The sequence below is a fragment of the Ralstonia sp. AU12-08 genome, assembly GCF_000442475.1.
Classification (GTDB): Bacteria; Pseudomonadota; Gammaproteobacteria; order Burkholderiales; family Burkholderiaceae; genus Ralstonia; species Ralstonia insidiosa.
In genome coordinates, this window is sequence record NZ_ASZV01000062.1 from 22,203 (window position 1) to 39,825 (window position 17,623).

Consider the following 17,623-nt stretch of genomic DNA (forward strand, 5'->3'; position numbering starts at 1 on the left):
CCTCCTAGCGCCGACGTACCAGCGTGTTCTCTCCATACGGCGCGGCTGATAACTCAAGACTGAGCTCGCCGGCTGCATGCAAGCGCAGCAGCGTGGCGTCCAGCAGGCTCTGCGGCACGTGCGGCCCCGTGCGCTGTCGTAGGTGCCCCCGGGTGGTCGAGTCCGCCGCGCGCAGGCTGTCGTGGACGAGGCGTTCAATCGCCGGGGCGCGATCGTCGGCATTTAGCGTCGTGCACTGCCGCAACCTGTCCAGATTGCTGAGCAACACGGGATCCGCGCGGATCTCGGCGCGCGTGCGCGCTGCCCATTGCAGGTCATGCGCCTTGGCCACCAAAGCGAGCCGTTGGACGCGCTTCTCGTTGGCTGGGGTGGATGCGGCCATCACGATCTGGATTTGCTCCGAGTGGTCCGTGACCACCAGATCGGGCCGCACGCTGAAGCGATGGCCAAGGTGCATGCAGTACAGGCGAAGCCCACCCACCTGCAGGCGCCGAACGCCGGGCTGCGCCCAGTACAGCAGCCAATTCTCGTAGTGCAGCTCGGTGGGAAAGGCAATCGGCTCGCGCCTGAGTGGGTCAATGCAGCGCAGGACCCCGCCATTGAATTCACGGTAGCGGCGATGAAGCCCGCCATACCGGTGCTCGCGAAAGGACCACATACGGCCTCCTGAAGGTCGCTGGATGGACACAGCCCGAGAGCACTGCGCGTCGAGCAAGCGGCGGGTACGACGAGGCGCCTGCATCACTTTGGAGCGCACGCGCAAGCCGATACCGCCGCGAACAGGGAGCAACTTGTCGGACTGCGGGGACGAGGGATGTGGGGAACGCGACAGGGCACGCCAGCTTGACAGGTGGCGCAAAGAGGCAGAGACTTGGTTTCAGTTCGCGTAGTTCGATGACGAGCGACCTAGTCTCAAGAACGCCTCAGTGTTTGCCGCACTGGGGCGTTTTTCTTTTCCTACCGCTGCCCGTTGTTCAACATGGCGGCATGGTCATCTCCTTGAATTCAACCTCCGGGCGCCTCGCTGCGGTCAGCGGCCGCCAGGTTTGCGAGCCAGTCCACCACGTCGAGCGTCTTGGCGTACCGCCCCCTTCGATGTTCCAGCGTGAACGTTTTTATCGGCACCGATCCGGCACGGACTGCACGGCGGAACGCTTGGGCTGACGTGTAGCCAAGCGCCGCCCATAGGCTGCGCCCACACATGAGTGGTCCGTGTTGCTCGAGCAGGTACGAAGCAACGCGTCTGTCCGTCTGCCGTTCTGAATTCGCCATGGCGTTGCCCGTCGAACGTGAAGGCTTCTATGCGATCGCATCTGATCGCCAACATGCTTGTAGCGGATCCGCCAATCAAGGCACACTTGATGACAGCAATTGTCCCTAGACACGGGGAGAAAGAAGGTGTACGCGTTCAACCCCGTCGAATGCGATCCGCTATCGGGTTGCTTTATCGAGCTCAGCCGTGCCGGTCTGCCTGGATGGCGGTCCGCGTACCGCGGTAATGTCCACTTACGGGCTTACCAAAGCCGGCTGGTCTTCGATATTGCACGCCGAGTGCTCAACGCACCCACGGGCTATCGAATCGAGAAAACGCTGATGGGGGACGCTTTCGCGACAGATGCGCCCACGCGCTGGTGGGAACGGCTCGGGCACCGTAAATTGGATTTGCCGCGCGCCCTGGCACGCGATGACCGCACGGCAACAATGTGGATGGACCGGCTCGCACGCCACACAGACGCGGCACATCGCGCTCTCGCGATGCCGATCTGGTCGCTCTCTCAGACAGATCGCGCCTCCGTCAACGCGGTCATGTCATGGCGTCAAGCGGTGGAACAGCTTGGGGTCAGCATTCCCTCTCCGCCAACACGGTCCAAAAGAAGCGTCAAGCAATACGTCGACGCGCTGTACCACCCCGTCAGCTCGCGTGAGACGTGCTGGGCTGGACTGAATGTGGCAGTGTTCTGCCTGCGCCTTGCTCAAGCCAAGGGGGACTTGAGCCACTACGCACTCACCTACGAAACCCTGATATCCGATGAATGGAAGTTCGCAATTTCTAGCCAAGCTGCAGAATTGAGAAATGTTTGGCGAAACTTGAGAACCTTCTATGACGAATGGTTCTCCACGCTAGCTGTGTCGGTGACAGATCAGACGGACTGGCGCGAACTGCTCGACGAGCTCGAGGCACACGGCTTGTCGTATGAAGTGCAAGACGGAACTCGCGCCGACGACGAGCGCTACGCCCTTGCCGAATCGATAGCCCCCTCGGGGGACGCTGCAAAGCAGGATCTGCAACTCATCTTCGTCCGGCGCAAGAACGAAGGATGACCCCGCACGTGGGTCGCCCAAGACAACTCTTCAAGACCGCAGCCCCCCGTCAAGGTCGTGATGAAAAGGTGCTCAGCTGTACCCTGCACTGGCGAAGAACGGACCAACAATGCTGACAATGGCCGTCAATTCCTGATGATTGCTCAGTTTGGCTAACGAATGCTCCGAATTGCTTCCGGGTCGGAAGGCAAGCAAACATGATCACTTTCTGAGGAGACCACGAAGAATCAATGAGTTAGAGAGCGCGCATGGTGAACGGATTTGCTATCGTCAACCAGATGCTTAACAGGCGGCGATAAAGGGGTTGGTGCACGTCGAGGCCAACCGCTCAAGCCTTGGGAATGTGGATGCGCGCTGTTCCGATGGTCGAGCCTTGGTGCTCCCGCATTGTGCCCGGCGACTGCTACAAGGCCTGGCAGACTTGGGATTGGGGTCCGGGGAACAATGGCACCGCCATAGGCACCTAGAATCCATGGAGTTCGCCATCCGGAGTCCCTATGGCATTACCCACGCAGACCGCACCCCGCCAATATGCGGTGGCCATCCGGGACACGGAGTTGTACCTTGCGCTCCGAATTACGCGTTCCGCCAGTGGTGTCTATGTCATCTTTCCGCGTCCCCAAAATCCTATTGGCGGGACGAAACGGAACCCACACGCCAGCTATCACCGGGACGGGAGGCGGCATCAAAAGAGCTGGGGCATGCCTTGGTTCAAGGCGCAACGACAGCCGCTGGACAAACACTTCCGCGGCAGCGAGACAGTTGTCGCCACTGCGCTGCAGCCCAGCCGCCCGCAAGACCCTCACTGCGACCCGAAGGATTTCTCCGCCGTCCTGGAAATCCCGCTCACTGACATCCGTCCCGACGGCAGCACGTCGGTTTCAGTCGACCTAGCCGAGCCCGGGGTGTCGCCAACTTCCTTGCTACCCGGCGCCGTGATCGTACGGCAACAGGCCTACGCCGATGGCTGGTTCCCCTGCCTAGTGGTGACCATCTATGACTCCCCCACTTCTCCGCGAGGGGTCTAACCAAGATAAGGTGAGATTGCGCACTTCAGTCCCGAGGCGGTTGGCCCTTTCATTGCTCCCCGCCCCCGGGCTTGTCACGCTTCGATCAGGAATCGATCGCGATTCTTGCCAATCCATGCAGGCGCCCTGCCGCGGCCCGACCAGGTAGCGCCCGTCTTCGGGTCCCGATACTTGGGCGGCACGATCGATTTGGCTTGTACACTCTTGCCGGCGCGCGCCTTGAGGCCGATATCTGCTGCGGTCAGACCGTACGCTTCCACGATCTCGCGAGCCCGCGCAATCGCCGCTGCTTTTTCGGCAAGGTGTGCCGCCTCGATCTGCAAATCCAACTTAGCTTTTTGCGCCAGAAGCTGTTTGTACGTTGCCACGAAACCCCCGTTTTATGTGAGCGGCAAGGATAGCCGATGTAGTCCGCACCCGGCGTAGAACGCGCGCACTCTCCACATACACCGCTACTCGATCACAGGGGCTGAACGCTTTTCAGTCACGGTAGGCTGGGAACAACACCTGATGGGCAAGTTGGTTGGTAACGACAAGGTTCACGCCACAGACCGTACCGTTGTCTCGCAATCCGCGGAGGCGCTCAAACGTCGCATGCGCGGCATCTGAAATACCTCTCGGATCGCACAGCCAATCCTTGATGTACCTCATGCAAAAGCCGGCAATGACGTCCGCCAACTGGAGACCAATCGAGTCGTGGGATTTCGCGAAAGTCAGTGGCGCCGCCGCGCTGAATTTGTAGTCGGCGTGCGGTGTAAAGAAGTTGACCGCATGCTCGCCGAGAGCTTCGGCCGCTTGCTTGTTGTTGGTCAGAATCTGGTCGTATTGGAGCTGCTCGTCGTGCACCAACTCGATCGCCGATAGGTCGCGTTTGTAGTGCCGATTGATCCGAGCGTAGATGTTCGTGAGCGAGGACAGATTCGGCAGCATCGAAACGGGCTTCCCGCGCTTGCCCGTGTCCGGCGAAGGCAAGAAACGCGCGTACGCAGTAGGAACCTTGTCGGCCAGCATCTCGTCGTAATCGCTCAACGATAGACACGTCATCTCACGGCACGCCACAGCGACCTCGCTCGCAGGAAACCGATCCAAGAACTCCAGCAAGGCGCCAAATGACGATCGAAGCGCTGCATCGGACGGGGCCTGGCAAGCGGCGATGAACGCGTCGAACACTTCCGCCGGCGTGAAGTGATAGAGAAAATCCGCAAATGCATTCTGAACAAAGTGCGCCTGCGGACTTCCCAAGATACCCGTGCTCGGCGGGAGCACATGGCTGCTAACCATGTTCATCACCACATAGAATCTCTTGTCGACGACTTCAATGAAGCACGGTGGGGCTCGATCACAAATGGCGTCGACCAGGTCACGGACAAACTCGGGCTTGCCGGTCAACGATTTGGACTTCAACTCGCCAGCCGGAATGCGGTGCGCGGACCTGATCTCCTCGACTACCGCCGCGGTCGCATCCTGGTCGTGGAGGCCGATGGCGGCAAGCGCAAAGGTTGGTTGGCCATCGAAGTCGTATGCCTTGCCGGTGCTGGTTTCGCCACCGGTGTTTCCACTCTCATCGAAGAAGAATTTCATGGTCACCCTGCTGGCCATTGGATTGGATTGACGCCAAGCGCCACAGCCGTCGAGAACTGAAGTGGCTTGCATTTCACGCAGATTCTTGCTTGAAATAGCTGCAACCGACGGGACTCGCGTGCTTAGATTAACTGCAACCGAGCTTGTATTCGACGGCCGATGTCTGCAATCCCGTCACCCCGTGCTTGTATTGGTTGCAGCTGACGGGCGCTGTCCAGCTATGCGGCTCGCGGCCTGCCCCGAGTGCGAGCCGGCAGGTGACTATCAAACCTTCGTTTGTTGGATGACCGCTCATATCCCTGCCTACGCGAGGCCCTACAATGGACGTTGCATTCTTCCTGAAACAACGGGTTGGCTTCATACGCCAGCTTTACCGCGATTCGACGTCGCCTTTCGTCGAGCGCATGCGGTTGATCGAGGAGGAGCAGCCGCCCTACGTACCGCCGCATAGCGAAAATTCGGAGCCGGCGTTTCTGTCGGACTGGATCGATGCGTCAGATTCCGTCCAGGTACTCTGCCATGCGTGCGTGTCCATGCTGGCCGGCGCGCTCCGTGTCTACTTTGAAACTTGGGAACGCGCAGCCCATATCAACGTCGACCAAGATGTGCGGAAACGCGTGTTCAAACACGGATGGCTCCGAGGGTACGAGGCTGTTTTCGCGGAGCACCTGGGCGTGAAGTTCTTGGACAGCGGCGCAGACTTGGATCTGCTTGAGCAGGTCATCCTGGCGCGGAACCGCTCACAGCACCCAGGGAGCCTGACGCGTGTCAGGCCGACGCACGCGCCGATTGAACTCACAAAGCACCGCAGTTTGTTTTTCCTGGACGATCGCGAGCGCGAGCTACTCGTCGAAGCGGAGGCGAACGGAATGGACATGGGCTCTGTCTGGATGATGGAGCCCAGCCTGCACGTCGACGCCGGCAAACTGGAAAAGGCTCTTGCCGAGGTCGAACACTTCGCCACGTGGGGGTAGTCGTCCTTTTCGTGCAATTTCTTACGGTTTCGTTCGAATTTACCTTGTGAATCAATAAGTTGGGGAAATGCTGATTTCGTAAGAGCACGTCCTTTTCGTGCCGAATCTTACGGTTTCAGGCCGCCGGCCCCGCCACCCCGAGCTGTGTCCGGTAGTCAGTCAGTAGCGTCTGCTGGGCTTCGAGCCGTGCAGCCAACCTGGCCAACTCGGTCGCCGTCTGCTCACGTTCCGCACGCACGGCCGCAAGCTCATCCGCCTGGGCCTGCACCGTCGCGCGCAACGTATCCCGTTCTGCTTCCGCCCGCGTGTGGTCGGTGCGCGCTTGGTTCAGCGCCGCCACTGTTTGCTCGCCGCGTGCTTCCAGTTCGCGGACGCGCTTGGTTGCCGCTCCAACTTCCGCAACCAGCCGTGCGCCGTCCTTGTTCAACAGCGTGATTTCGCCCTGCTTGACGATCACCGCCTGGTTGGCCTGCCGGATTTCCGCCTGCAGTTGTTGGACCTGTTGCTCATGCCGCCGCGTGTCCTGATCGCGCTGCTCCTTGCTGGCGTTGCGGAAGTGTTCCAGCGCCTGGTGCGCGTGCTGCAGCTTCTCCTCCAGTGAGCGCCGGAAGCCTTCTTGCTCGGCTTGCCGTTCAGTGAGGTCCCGGACCTGCTGCGCCAGCCGTTCGGCCTCCAGGGCATGCTGCTGCAGCGCCGCTTGCGTGTCGCTGAGCGCAGCCCGCACGTTGGTAATGGTGGCGTGAGCCTGCGCCAGCTCGGCGCGAAGCACGGCGAGGTCCGCCGACAGCCTGTCTGCTTCTGCCCGGACTTGCTGGCGTTGTGCCGTGGCAGCCGTAACCTGCTGGTCAACCACCGCCTGCGCTTCTTCATGCAGGCGCGCCGCCAATCTGCCGACCAGGTCGAGGATGGCGTCGGAGGTCGTGCCAGCCCGCTTGAGCGCTACGCCTTCCTCTTCTTCCAGTTCCTTCAGATAGCGGTGGATGGTCGTTTTCGAGCCCGTGTTGCCCAACGCGATACGTATCGCATCGATCGACGGGTGCTGCCCCTGGGCGAGCAGCGAATCGCGGGCACGCTTGATGTCAATACGACTGAGTCCGGCACGGGCCATGGCGTTAGTATTTGATACCGTATTACGTACTATGTATATACGTACCAAATCGATGCGTCAAGGTGGCTCCTCGGAGGCGGTTCCTCACACGTGATAATGGCGGATTATCACGTGTGATGCGATGTGAAGGTCACTCCGGCGCTCGCTCACAGTACAAATGATCCAGCGTCCTATTCTTTGGGCGACAGTGGGCGAACCACTCGAGTCATCGACGCGGAATCCGATTTGTTGGTGAATGATGCGCGCGCCCGCTTTTCGTGAAACTGCACTGTGCATGGCCATCGCACCGCTCAGGGCAGCAAAGTTGCACCGCCACGGGATATTGCGTCTGAATGGGCACCGCGCTCGCAGGGGCCGGGAAAGACAGGGCGATGTCAGCGGATAATGTCCCGGTGCGGACTGTTCTGCCCTGATTCCGGGGCAGCTGTATTTTCACAGAATTGCAACATTCTTGACTTAGCGTGTTCCCCGGCACACGGGTACTAACCCATTGTGGTGACAGATTTTTGACACAATCCGTATCGGTGTGCCCCCAATGCTAGTGGGTCGTAACGACTGAATCGGGTGGACGAGTGGCCTAACTTGACTGCATCAGGATGGCATGAAACGGGGGGGAAGATGGTCGCAGTGCTCAGTCCTGGGCCAGGAGGGACCAGGACGCGTGCGCCTTAGGGGCTACCAGCGCAGGGCAGTCGCACTAAGCAGCCTCGGTAGCCGATCAGTGGCGTCTTCTAGGCTTCGGAACGAGAAAATGCTGACACTACCGGCGAGCTCAATCCTGCGCCAGCGCATCGATAATTGGGCAAGTCGCATGGCCGTCACCTGCCTCGCACTGCCGTACCAGTCCGGTCAACACTTGGCGCATCGCGGCTAGGTCGGCCATCTTCCGGTCGATCAAGTCCAGTTTGCGCGCAGCCAGTGCATGCGTTTCGCCACACGCAGACGCTGCATCGAGCAACAGCAAGGTGCCCACCTCGTCCAGCGTGAACCCCAGCGCCTGAGCTCGTTTGACGAAGCGCACGCGCCTGATTTGTTCCGAGGCGTAGCGCCGATGGCCGCCTAGGGGTTTTGACGGCTCATCCAGCAGGCCGCGCCGTTGGTAATAGCGGATCGTCTCCACATTCACGCCGGCGGCTTCCGCCAGCCTGCCGATGGTCAGGTCTGTAGCCATCACTTTCTCCTTGATTCCGTACCTAAGTACGGAATCTAGACTAACACTTGAGCAAACAGGTTCAAGGAGTCGGGCATGCAGTTCTCCGGGAAAGGCCCGCTGGTTGCGGGCGTCCTGGCCGCCATCGGCGCATCGGTGTGCTGTGTCGGCCCGCTGGTGTTGCTCGCACTCGGTATCGGCGGCTCATGGGTGAGCAGCCTGACGGCTATGGATCCGTACCGCCCCGTGTTTATCGGCCTGACGTTGCTGTTTCTCGGGCTGGCCTTCCGCAAGCTCTACTTGGTGCCGCGAGCCTGCACACCGGGTACGGCCTGCGCTGAGCCACGCACACTTGAGCGGCAGCGGCTGGTGTTCTGGGTCGTCGCCGCCTTGCTGCTCGGCCTGTTGGCCGTGCCGTGGCTAGCCCCGCTGTTCTACTGATTGGAGACACTCATGCGCAAACTGTTGCTGGCCATATGCGCAGCCTTGCCTCTCACAGCACTGGCCGCTGCGCCGAAAACCGTGACTCTCGACGTGCAAAACATGACGTGCGAGTTGTGCCCCATCACGGTCAAGAAATCGCTGCAAAAGGTGCCCGGAGTGAGCGCTGTAAAGGTCGACTTCGGCAGGAAAACGGCCACCGTTACCTATGACGCTGACACGACCCAACCGGCAGCATTGACCCGCGCGACGACGAACGCAGGCTATCCGTCCACCCTGCAGAAGTGACCCCGTCATGAGTGCAGTCACCCTCGAATCCGTGCTGACGTGCCCGCACTGCGGCTTTGCTAAGCAGGAAACCATGCCCACGGACGCTTGCCTGTTCTACTACGAATGCCTGCACTGCAAAACGCTGTTGCGGCCCAAGCCAGGGGACTGCTGCGTGTTCTGTTCGTTCGGCTCGGTGCCTTGCCCGCCTGTCCAACTGCAACGGGGATGCTGCGGCTGACCTGGTCCCAAACGAACGAGGGCGAACCATCCGCGGCACTAAGCTTACGGAGCGGCGAGCCAGCGCTTGCGTAGCCAAGCACCGATAGACAAGGCGCCGGCGCCGCGGCAAAGCAGCACCAGTGGAGCGGCCCCCTGAATCGCTGGACACAGTCACCCACTTAAACTACGGGTACGTAGAATGGGCCATCGTCGATATCTGGTCGCGCGCGACTCCTACCAGGCCCCACTTTGCTGCCCGGTCCAAGCAAGATTGGCATCCCGCAACGGGATGCAATGGCACAATGCGCGTGTGTTTGCGCGTTCGGGAGCTCATTGTGCGGGTACTCGTGATCGAAGACGACGTCAGCATCGCGACCAATCTCTACGACTACCTTGAGAGCGCCGGTTACGAGGTTGATACTGCGTCGAGCGGCCCAGCAGGCCTGCAACTGGCGCTATCCCAATCGTGGGATGCCATTCTGCTTGACCTGGCGCTACCGGGCATGGATGGTCTGACGCTGTGCCGCAGGCTGCGCGAGGAAGCGCGCCGCGATACACCCGTCCTGATGCTGACCGCCAAAGACACGCTGGATGACAAGCTCACTGGATTCAGGCACGGTGCCGACGATTACCTGGTCAAGCCGTTCTCGCTCAAGGAGGTCGGCGCGCGGTTGGCCGCCCTAATCAAGCGCTATAAGAGACAGGTTACGCAAACGGTCCTATGCTGTGCGGACGTGCGGCTTGACCTGACGACACTTTCCGTCGAACGTGGCGTTCGCCCTATAAAGCTGCCGCCCAAGTGCCTGCTGTTATTGCGCATCCTGATGCAATCCCCGAACCGCGTGTTCAGCCGCGTCGAACTCGAAACGCAGATATGGGGCGAGGAGCTTGGCGACAGCGACACTCTTCGTGCACACGTCTATACGCTGCGCCGCGCTCTGACCACTCACGGCGAAGTGAATCTCATCGAGACCGTGCATGGTCTTGGCTACCGGCTGAATGTGGGCGATACCGATGCGAAGTAGCCTGCGTTTCAAGGTCGCGCTCGCCTTCTCAGCGCTGACGATCCTCCTGCTGGTCGCTCAGGCGCTGGGCGTGAAAGCGCTTGCCGAAGCGCAGGAAGAGAAACTGATCGCGGCGCTGATCCACGATGACATCGCGAACCTGCTGCAGTCGTACCAGAGCGATCCGGCTCTGCTGCCGCAGTTTGACGCGAGGATGAATGGTTATGTGTCGACCGCGGGTCGGGCGACGGTCACGTTGCCCGCAACGGTCAAGGAGCTTTCCGCAGGCACTCACGAGATCATCGTCAATGACGAGGAGATCCACGTCGTTGTTGTCCCGCTTGGCAATACACGGCTGTACCGGATCTACGACTTTGGCGCCTATGAGCAGCGATTCAAGCGAGTCATCAACGCACTCATGGCCGGCACCGGCGTCTTTGCGCTGCTGACGATCTGGCTTGCGTACGGCCTGTCAGGTCTGCTGGTGCGCCAAGTGGTGGGGTTGGCGCAGCAAGTCAAAGTGCTTTGGCTCGGTGGCGGATCGGCGTCGATCAATCCCGGCAAATACGACGAAGTAGAAATCACCGAGCTGGCCAACGCGTTCAACGCGTACCATCAACGCATGGCCGACATGGTGGAGCGCGAGAAGGCGTTCACCAGCAACGTCAGCCATGAACTTCGCACGCCTCTTACCACCATCAAGACAAGCTGTGAACTGCTCGAACAGGACACGTCGATCGGTGGAAAATCGCGCGCACGACTGCGTCAGATCGAACAAGCGACCGACAACATGCGCGAGACGGTCGATGCGCTGCTGATACTGGCAAGAGAGGAATTGGCAGAGCGCCAGGAACCGGTGGGCATGACACGCATGATCGAAACAGTGCTGGCGCCCTTCGTGGACAGCCTGACTGCAAAAGGTGTCAACACGGTGGTCGACGTCGATCTCTGCCTGCACATCATGGCAAATCGTTCCGCACTTGCCATCGTGCTCTCGAACCTGATTGACAATGCGATCCGCTATACCGCGCACGGGCATATTCGTTTCTCGTATGAGGACGGTTGGCTGCAGATCGAGGATACGGGCGCAGGCATTGCCCCGCAGGCGCTGCCGCATGTGTTCGACCGGTTCTATCAAGCGGCCCCGCAACAAACGTCGACACGCGGCATCGGTATTGGCCTGTCGATCGTGAAAAAGATATGCGACCGGTATGGCTGGGCCATCGATCTCCACAGCGAGCCCGACCGCGGTACGCGCGTATGGTTACGTCTGCCCCTGGCGACCCCAGAAGCGGCACGACCTGGAACGGATCCGGCTCGTTCTTGACAAAAATTTCACAAGCAGTGGCGTAGCATCCGGGCCTTAAGCCGCCAAACCGGACGGCAGCAAGACCAATGGATGTCCAAATGCGTCGAGCATTGCCGATTGCTTTCACCCTGCTGGCGGGTTGTGCGACATACCAAGCACAACCGATCGCGCCAGCCCAGCTTGCCCTCCAGTTCCAGGAGCGCTCGCTTGTGAGCGAAGATTTGCGCGCCTACCTCTCCCGCGAGCTCGGGCAAGACGTTCAGCCGTGGCCACCGGCGCGCTGGAACCGAGAGATGCTTAGTCTGGCAGCCTGGTACTACAGCCCGGCGCTCGATATCGCGCGCGCCCGGTGGGGTACAGCCAAAGCCGGTATCGAGGTTGCCGACAAGATTCCGAACCCGGTCCTTCAATTTCCTTTTCAGTACTCGACGCCCAACCCCGGTCCCGGCGCGCCGTTCACGACCGGCCCAGCGCTCGATATCCCGATCGAGACCGCACACAAGCGGGGTTATCGCGTCGACCAGGCGTCGCACCTGTCGGAAGCCGCGCGCCTGAACATCGCGAATGAAGCATGGAAGGTCCGCTCGCAAGTCCGCGACGCGCTGCTCGCGCTCTATGCCGCACGCGAGCGTATCGTGTCTCAGTCGCGCAAGGCGGAGGCCGAGCGGGAGATCGCCGCAATGAGCAGGAAGCGCCTGGCAGTCGGTCAGTTCTCCCGGCCCGACGTCGATGCGGCGGTACTCGCCGATACCCAGGCGCAAAGCGATCTGGTCGCAACCCGCAGCGCTGAACAGGACGCCCGTGCCCAACTTGCGGCAGCGATCGGCGTGAGGGCGGCTGCGCTCGATGGCATTCGGTTCGATCTCGACGCGTTCGGCACAGCGCCGCCTGCGCCGCCGGCTGCCGACGCCCAGCGCGAGGCAATCTTCCACAGGGCCGACCTGCTCGCATCGCTTGCCGGCTACGCCGCCGCCGAGTCGGCATTGCAGCTCGAAGTGGCGAAGCAGTATCCCAACATCCACCTCGGCCTCGGTTATACCTACGACACCGGAACGAACAAGATTGCATTTGGCCTCGCCGGCATCGCGTTGCCGATCTTCGACCAGAACCAGGGCGGCATCCGGGAGGCCGAGGCCAAGCGCAAGGAGGCCGCCGCCCGAACGGCAGCATTGCAGGACACCATTCTCAGCGACCTCGATCACGCGCTTGCCCGTTACCGCTCCAGCCTCGAGGCGATGCGCTTGTCCGAGGCGTATCGGACCGACGCCCGAAAGCAGCTCGATAGCCAGGCCGCCAGCCTTGCGGCCGGCAACACGGACCGTCTGACGTACGCACAGGCGCAGGTCGACTATCAAACAAGTGAAATTGCCCATCTGAACGCTGTCGTCGCCGCCCAGCAGGCCGCCGGCGCACTCGAGGACGCCATGCAGCGAACCCTCGGCCAAGGGGTGATGGATGCAACCCCAACCGAGCAAGAGACACGGCAATGAAACTTCGACTGATTCTTTTTTCCTTCGCCTCGCTGGCCTTGCTCGTTGGCGCTGGATGGTACATCCATCAGATAGTCGCAAACTCGGGCGCCTCCGCCCCCACCGTGGCCACCCAGGTCGCTCCCCAGCCGAGCGTACAAACGGTCAATGGCGAAACGGTCGTCGTCATCAGTCCTGAGGAACAGCGCGCAAGCCACATCATGGTGACACCGCTCGTTGCCGTCACCGGACAGCGCGCTATTAGCGCCTATGCGACCGTCATCGACCTGCAGCCGCTCTTCGACCTGCACAACCGGATGGCGGCTGCGCGAGCAGACGTCGGCACGTTTGCAGCGCAGGCCGCCAATTCGCGCGCGCAGTACGCGCGCACCCGCACCTTATTCGAGGATGACCGCAACATTTCGCAGAAGAGCCTGCAGGACGCACAAGCGCTCATGCAAACGGATAACGCCAAGCTGCAATCAGCCAATGCGGCGGTAAGCGGCCTCGATGCCACGATGCGCCAGCAATTTGGCGATGCCCTCACGAACGCGGCGATCACGCCGGCGTCCGATCTGTTCCTGCATTTGCAGTTGGGTCGCGCAGTGGTGCTGCGCGTCACGCTGCCTGCGAGCTACCGCGATGTGGCACCTGCCGGGATCACGATCGAGACCCCCGAAGGCAAGTCGGTTCCGGCTAGCAAACTTTCCGCGTCGCCACTCGCCGATCCTGCCGTGCAGGGCAACCCATGGTTCTACATCGCCCAGCAAGCGCTGCCAGCGGGTACGCGCACGAGCGCGAACGTACCAACGTCGAGCCAAGTGAATGCCGGACTCCTGATTCCAGAGCAGGCGGTGGTCTGGTACGGCGGCCAGACGTGGGCCTATGTGCGCACCGCGCCCGATCGTTTTACGCGCCGCTATGTGCCGCCGGCTGGAGAAGGCGACCAAGGCTTCAAGGTAACCTCCGAATTTCACGCCGGCGATCTTGTGGTAACGCAAGGCGCTCAATTGCTGCTCTCCGAAGAACTGAAGCCGCAGGGCATCGCCACGGCCTGCAAGGATCCGCCCGAGTGCGATGAGTGAGATTGGAGCACCCGCTTGTCCGGGTGCACCCCCAGCCATATCCAACGCGAACTCAAGCCAGTCCATGCTCAACGCGATCATTCGCTTTTCGCTGCGCTTTCGCGGCGTCATCTACGCGCTGGCTATCGTCGTGGCCTGCTACGGCCTCTATACGCTCACGCGCGCGAAGCTTGATGTGTTCCCGGAGTTCGCGCCGCCGATGAGCATCGTCCATACCGAAGCGCCGGGGTTGACCAGCGAACAAGTCGAAACGCTCGTGACGCAGCCGCTTGAGAACGCCCTGGGCGGTATGGTCGGCTTGCAATCGATGCGCTCCAGGTCGATGCAGGGTCTTTCCGCGATCACGCTCGTCTTCGACGATCACACGAACGTGTTGCAGGTCCGGCAACTCGTCACCGAGCGCATCAACGGGATGGCGGCAACGCTGCCAACGGGTGTCATGCCACCCAGGCTCCTGCCGCTCACGACGACGACCAGTGTCGTGCGAATCATTGGCATCACGTCAAAGACGCGCTCGTTGATGGACTTGTACGACATCGCACAGTGGACTGTCAGGCCGCAGCTGCTGAGCGTCCCCGGCGTGGCTGACGTGATCGTGTTTGGTGGCGACGCGCGCCAGATGCAAGTTCAGGTGGATCCGGCCAAGCTGATGCGCTATGGGCTGTCGGTCCAGGACGTCATCGCAGCAGCGCGCCTGTCCACCGGTGTGCGCGGCGCCGGGTTCATCGAGAACAATAATCAACGCATCGCCGTCAACGCCGACGGCCAGATTGCCACACCGCAGAAGCTCGCTGGCGTGGTGCTGCGCTGGAGCAACGGCACGGCGGTGCGCCTTGGCGATGTCGCAACCGTGGCCTGGGGCAGCACGCCACCTGTCGGGGCCGCCTCGATCATGGGTCAAGCCGGAGTGCAGTTGGTGCTGGAAAGCCAATATGGGACCAACACGCTGGCCATCACGAAGAGCATCGAAAAGACGCTTGACGCGCTCGGGCCGGTCCTGGTCCAGCACGGTGTCGAGGTAAACGCTGGCGTGTTTCGTCCTGCCAATTTCATCGATACGTCGGTTGGCCACCTGCGCACGGCGCTCATCGTCGGCGCCGTTCTGGTGATGGCAGTCCTATTCCTGTTCCTGCTCAATGTACGCACCGCAGTGATTTCCGCCGTCGCCATTCCACTCTCGCTGCTCGTCGCGAGCATCGTGCTGACTTCTTTGGGCGTGAGCCTGAATACGATGACGCTTGGGGGCCTTGCGATCGCACTCGGCGAGGTGGTCGATGACGCGATCATTGATGTCGAGAACATCTACCGGCGATTGCGCGAGAACTGCGCGCTGCCGCAGCCGCTCGCCGTTTTTCGCGTGGTGCTGCGGGCCTCGCTGGAAGTCCGTAGCGCCGTGGTGTTCGCCACCTTCATCGTGATGCTGATCTTCCTGCCGTTGCTGACGCTCTCTGGCGTGGCCGGCAAGCTTTTTGCACCATTGGGCATCGCCTACATTCTCGCGGTATTGGCCTCGCTCGCCGTGGCGCTCACGCTCACCCCTGCGATGGCGCTTGCACTGCTCACGCGCAGACCGCTCCCGGCGCGCGAGCCGCACTGGATTGTCGGGCTCAAGGCAAGCTATACGGCCCTCTTGATGAAAATCGAGCAGCACATGAAGGCGGTCACGGTGACCGTTGCGCTGATGTGTGTGACCGCCCTCGCCGCGCTGCCGTTCATGAGTGGCAATTTAATTCCGCAACTGCGCGAGGGACATTACATCGTGCACATGGGGCTCGCACCCGGAACGTCACTCGAGGAGTCGATGCGCATCGGCACCCAGATATCGAAAGCGTTGATGCAGGTGCCAGGCGTGCGCCTCGTAGCACAGCGCGCCGGCCGGGCCAATAACGTCGTCGATCCGACCGGCGTCCAGCTCTCGGAATTCGAGATCGATCTTGAGCCGATGAGCGCTTCGGACCAGAGCTGGGCCTTATATCGCGTTCGGCAGGCGCTCGCGCGCTTTCCAGGGCTGACCACGTCGGTCAACACGTTTCTTGTCGAACGCATTGACGAGACCATCTCAGGGGCAACTGCGCCGGTTGTCGTCAACGTGTTCGGCAACAACCTCGATGTGATCGACCGCACGGCCCAGGATATTGCGCGCCTGATCGGGGCGATCCACGGCGTGGCAAGCGTGCAGGTAGCCTCGCCACCCGGTATCCCTGAGCTCGACGTGAAGCTCAAGCCTGACCAACTGAGCCGCTGGGGCTTCAGGCCGGTCGAAGTGCTCGATGCGATCCAGGCTGCCTACGCGGGCGTCACGGTATCGCAGATCTACCAAGGCAGTCGCAGCTACGATGTCACGGTGGTACTTGCCCCGTCAGCACGCCAGACGCTCGGCGACATTGGCGCGCTGATGCTGCGCAATGCAGACGGACTTGCCGTGCCCTTGCGCGAGCTCGCGACGATCCGCCAGGTCTTCGGCCGTTACCAAATCGCGCACGACGGCGGCCAGCGTATGCAAACGGTATCGATCAATCTTGGCAGTCGGCCGGTCAGCGATTTCGTGGGCGAGGCGCAAGCGCGTGTGAACCACGAAATCAAGATGCCCCCAGGGACGTATGCCGTATTCGGCGGCGAAAGCGAAGCGCGCGCACAATCGCAGCACGACCTCATTGCCTATGGCACGATGTCCCTGATCGGTATCACGCTGCTGCTCTTCCTAGCGCTGAAAAGCCGCCGGCGTGTGCTGCTTGTTATGACCAACCTGCCGTTCGCGCTGGTGGGTGGGGTGTTGAGCGTCGTGGTCGCAGGCGGTAACTTATCGCTTGGCAGCATGGTGGGCTTCGTCACGCTCTTCGGCATATCGTTGCGCAATTCGATCATGCTGATCAGCCACTACGAACACCTCGTGCACGTCGACGGCCTTCCATGGAGCATGGATACGACGGTGCGTGGGGCATCGGAACGGCTGGTGCCGATCCTGATGACCGCGCTTGTCACCGCGCTAGCCTTGCTGCCGCTCGCCGTCACGAGCGGTGCGGCGGGCAACGAAATCGAGGGGCCCATGGCGATCGTGATTCTGGGTGGCCTGATCACGTCCACCGCGCTCAACCTGATCGTGCTGCCGACGCTCGCTCTGCACTATGGGCGCTTCGAGCGCGACATGCTTGCCGAGCCCGACAGAGCTGCCGGGGGCATCGTGACGGGTGGCGAATCGTGAATGAGTCCGCCGCTACCGAACAGCTCCCCGGCGGCTTGCGTGCGTCGGCGGTGGAGCTATCGCGAGCGCAATCGCTAAACAGAGCGACAACGTGCCGAACGTTACGCGCGACGATCAGCAGCTCACTGTGGCCGGCCCGACGGCATAAGCGGCGGGCTCGACAGCTTGCAGCACCACAAGCCAGCGCAGCCGCTGATACTTGGCGGAAATGCCATATTCACTGCGCAGTGAGTATGCGTCTACCGGATGCCCCTCTGGGTGGCGGTGCCGGCGGTCTGAAACCGTGAGGCACGAAAAGGACGCGCTCTTGCGAAATCCGTGAATTAGCAACTTGTTGATTCACAAGGGAAGTTCGAGTGAAACCGTAAGAAAATGCACGAAAAGGACGGCTACCCCACCAACCCGGCGCCGTCCTTATGCAACTGAGTGATCTCGCCCTGCTTGACGATCAGCATCGGGTT

At 61.3% G+C, this 17,623-nt stretch carries 16 protein-coding genes; 11 read left to right on the forward strand and 5 right to left on the reverse strand.

The window, feature by feature from the left end; genetic code table 11:
* Positions 1–4: 4 nt before the first annotated feature.
* Positions 5–658, reverse strand: a complete 654-nt coding sequence (locus C404_RS58045) for a hypothetical protein (RefSeq protein ID WP_021197801.1) — start codon at positions 656–658, stop codon at positions 5–7.
* 740 nt (positions 659–1,398) lie between these two features.
* Here C404_RS58045 and C404_RS58050 point away from each other — a divergent pair.
* Together C404_RS58050 and C404_RS60795 are read left to right on the forward strand one after the other, a co-directional pair.
* Entirely contained in the window at positions 1,399–2,322 is a 924-nt protein-coding gene (locus C404_RS58050; protein ID WP_137884850.1) for a hypothetical protein, read from the forward strand.
* A gap of 701 nt (positions 2,323–3,023) precedes the next feature.
* Entirely contained in the window at positions 3,024–3,350 is a 327-nt protein-coding gene (locus tag C404_RS60795) for a hypothetical protein (RefSeq protein WP_220687850.1), read from the forward strand.
* 74 nt (positions 3,351–3,424) lie between these two features.
* Here C404_RS60795 and C404_RS58060 read toward each other — a convergent pair whose 3' ends face one another.
* The gene (locus tag C404_RS58060; protein WP_031330286.1) at positions 3,425–3,718 is read right to left on the reverse strand and encodes an H-NS histone family protein; all 294 of its coding nucleotides are present in this window, start codon (positions 3,716–3,718) and stop codon (positions 3,425–3,427) included.
* Positions 3,719–3,830: 112 nt separating this feature from the next.
* A complete protein-coding gene (locus C404_RS58065; protein ID WP_021197805.1) occupies positions 3,831–4,931 on the reverse strand; it encodes a DUF3800 domain-containing protein in 1,101 nt (366 codons plus the stop codon).
* 320 nt (positions 4,932–5,251) lie between these two features.
* Here C404_RS58065 and C404_RS58070 point away from each other — a divergent pair, with 320 nt between their 5' ends.
* Complete coding sequence (locus tag C404_RS58070; RefSeq protein ID WP_021197806.1) at positions 5,252–5,905, forward strand: hypothetical protein; 654 nt, start codon at positions 5,252–5,254, stop codon at positions 5,903–5,905.
* Between the two features lie 115 nt (positions 5,906–6,020).
* Here C404_RS58070 and C404_RS58075 read toward each other — a convergent pair whose 3' ends face one another.
* Together C404_RS58075 and merR are read right to left on the reverse strand one after the other, a co-directional pair.
* On the reverse strand, positions 6,021–7,013 hold the full coding sequence (locus C404_RS58075) for a DNA-binding protein (RefSeq protein ID WP_012435778.1): 993 nt from the start codon (positions 7,011–7,013) through the stop codon (positions 6,021–6,023).
* A 772-nt stretch (positions 7,014–7,785) separates the two neighbouring features.
* Positions 7,786–8,184 (reverse strand): Hg(II)-responsive transcriptional regulator, encoded by a 399-nt coding sequence (merR, locus tag C404_RS58080; protein ID WP_021197807.1) that lies wholly within the window; start codon positions 8,182–8,184, stop codon positions 7,786–7,788.
* Positions 8,185–8,259: 75 nt separating this feature from the next.
* On the opposite strand from merR, the gene C404_RS58085 reads away from it, so the two are divergent.
* The 8 genes from C404_RS58085 (at position 8,260) to C404_RS58115 (ending at position 17,162) form a co-directional block, all read left to right on the forward strand.
* Positions 8,260–8,604 carry a mercuric transporter MerT family protein gene (locus C404_RS58085; RefSeq protein WP_021197808.1) on the forward strand — a complete coding sequence of 115 codons (345 nt, stop codon included), beginning with the start codon at positions 8,260–8,262 and terminating at the stop codon, positions 8,602–8,604.
* A 12-nt stretch (positions 8,605–8,616) separates the two neighbouring features.
* A complete protein-coding gene (merP, locus tag C404_RS58090; RefSeq protein WP_021197809.1) occupies positions 8,617–8,892 on the forward strand; it encodes a mercury resistance system periplasmic binding protein MerP in 276 nt (91 codons plus the stop codon).
* 7 nt (positions 8,893–8,899) lie between these two features.
* A complete protein-coding gene (locus C404_RS60800) occupies positions 8,900–9,112 on the forward strand; it encodes a GDCCVxC domain-containing (seleno)protein (RefSeq protein ID WP_081659386.1) in 213 nt (70 codons plus the stop codon).
* A gap of 316 nt (positions 9,113–9,428) precedes the next feature.
* Complete coding sequence (locus tag C404_RS58095) at positions 9,429–10,118, forward strand: response regulator transcription factor (RefSeq protein ID WP_031330287.1); 690 nt, start codon at positions 9,429–9,431, stop codon at positions 10,116–10,118.
* Complete coding sequence (locus C404_RS58100) at positions 10,108–11,424, forward strand: sensor histidine kinase (RefSeq protein ID WP_021197811.1); 1,317 nt, start codon at positions 10,108–10,110, stop codon at positions 11,422–11,424. Before C404_RS58095 ends, C404_RS58100 begins: the two co-directional genes overlap by 11 nt.
* Positions 11,425–11,504: 80 nt before the next feature.
* A complete protein-coding gene (locus C404_RS58105; RefSeq protein ID WP_031330288.1) occupies positions 11,505–12,896 on the forward strand; it encodes a TolC family protein in 1,392 nt (463 codons plus the stop codon).
* Positions 12,893–13,960, forward strand: coding sequence for an efflux RND transporter periplasmic adaptor subunit (locus C404_RS58110; RefSeq protein WP_021197813.1), 1,068 nt, complete (start codon positions 12,893–12,895; stop codon positions 13,958–13,960). The genes C404_RS58105 and C404_RS58110 overlap by 4 nt, the downstream gene beginning before the upstream one ends.
* Before the next feature lie 64 nt (positions 13,961–14,024).
* Complete coding sequence (locus tag C404_RS58115) at positions 14,025–17,162, forward strand: efflux RND transporter permease subunit (protein ID WP_021197814.1); 3,138 nt, start codon at positions 14,025–14,027, stop codon at positions 17,160–17,162.
* Positions 17,163–17,623: the final 461 nt, after the last annotated feature.

Bases quoted from the DNA above. Each gene is read 5' to 3' on its own strand.
- C404_RS58070 (WP_021197806.1), top strand. From the start codon at position 5,252: ATGGACGTTGCATTCTTCCTGAAACAACGGGTTGGCTTCATACGCCAG.
- C404_RS60795 (WP_220687850.1), top strand. From the start codon at position 3,024: ATGCCTTGGTTCAAGGCGCAACGACAGCCGCTGGACAAACACTTCCGC.
- C404_RS58085 (WP_021197808.1), top strand. From the start codon at position 8,260: ATGCAGTTCTCCGGGAAAGGCCCGCTGGTTGCGGGCGTCCTGGCCGCC.
- C404_RS58115 (WP_021197814.1), top strand. From the start codon at position 14,025: ATGCTCAACGCGATCATTCGCTTTTCGCTGCGCTTTCGCGGCGTCATC.
- C404_RS58075 (WP_012435778.1), bottom strand. From the start codon at position 7,013: ATGGCCCGTGCCGGACTCAGTCGTATTGACATCAAGCGTGCCCGCGAT.
- C404_RS58105 (WP_031330288.1), top strand. From the start codon at position 11,505: ATGCGTCGAGCATTGCCGATTGCTTTCACCCTGCTGGCGGGTTGTGCG.
- C404_RS60800 (WP_081659386.1), top strand. From the start codon at position 8,900: ATGAGTGCAGTCACCCTCGAATCCGTGCTGACGTGCCCGCACTGCGGC.
- C404_RS58110 (WP_021197813.1), top strand. From the start codon at position 12,893: ATGAAACTTCGACTGATTCTTTTTTCCTTCGCCTCGCTGGCCTTGCTC.
- C404_RS58065 (WP_021197805.1), bottom strand. From the start codon at position 4,931: ATGAAATTCTTCTTCGATGAGAGTGGAAACACCGGTGGCGAAACCAGC.
- C404_RS58045 (WP_021197801.1), bottom strand. From the start codon at position 658: ATGTGGTCCTTTCGCGAGCACCGGTATGGCGGGCTTCATCGCCGCTAC.
- merP (WP_021197809.1), top strand. From the start codon at position 8,617: ATGCGCAAACTGTTGCTGGCCATATGCGCAGCCTTGCCTCTCACAGCA.
- C404_RS58100 (WP_021197811.1), top strand. From the start codon at position 10,108: ATGCGAAGTAGCCTGCGTTTCAAGGTCGCGCTCGCCTTCTCAGCGCTG.
- merR (WP_021197807.1), bottom strand. From the start codon at position 8,184: ATGGCTACAGACCTGACCATCGGCAGGCTGGCGGAAGCCGCCGGCGTG.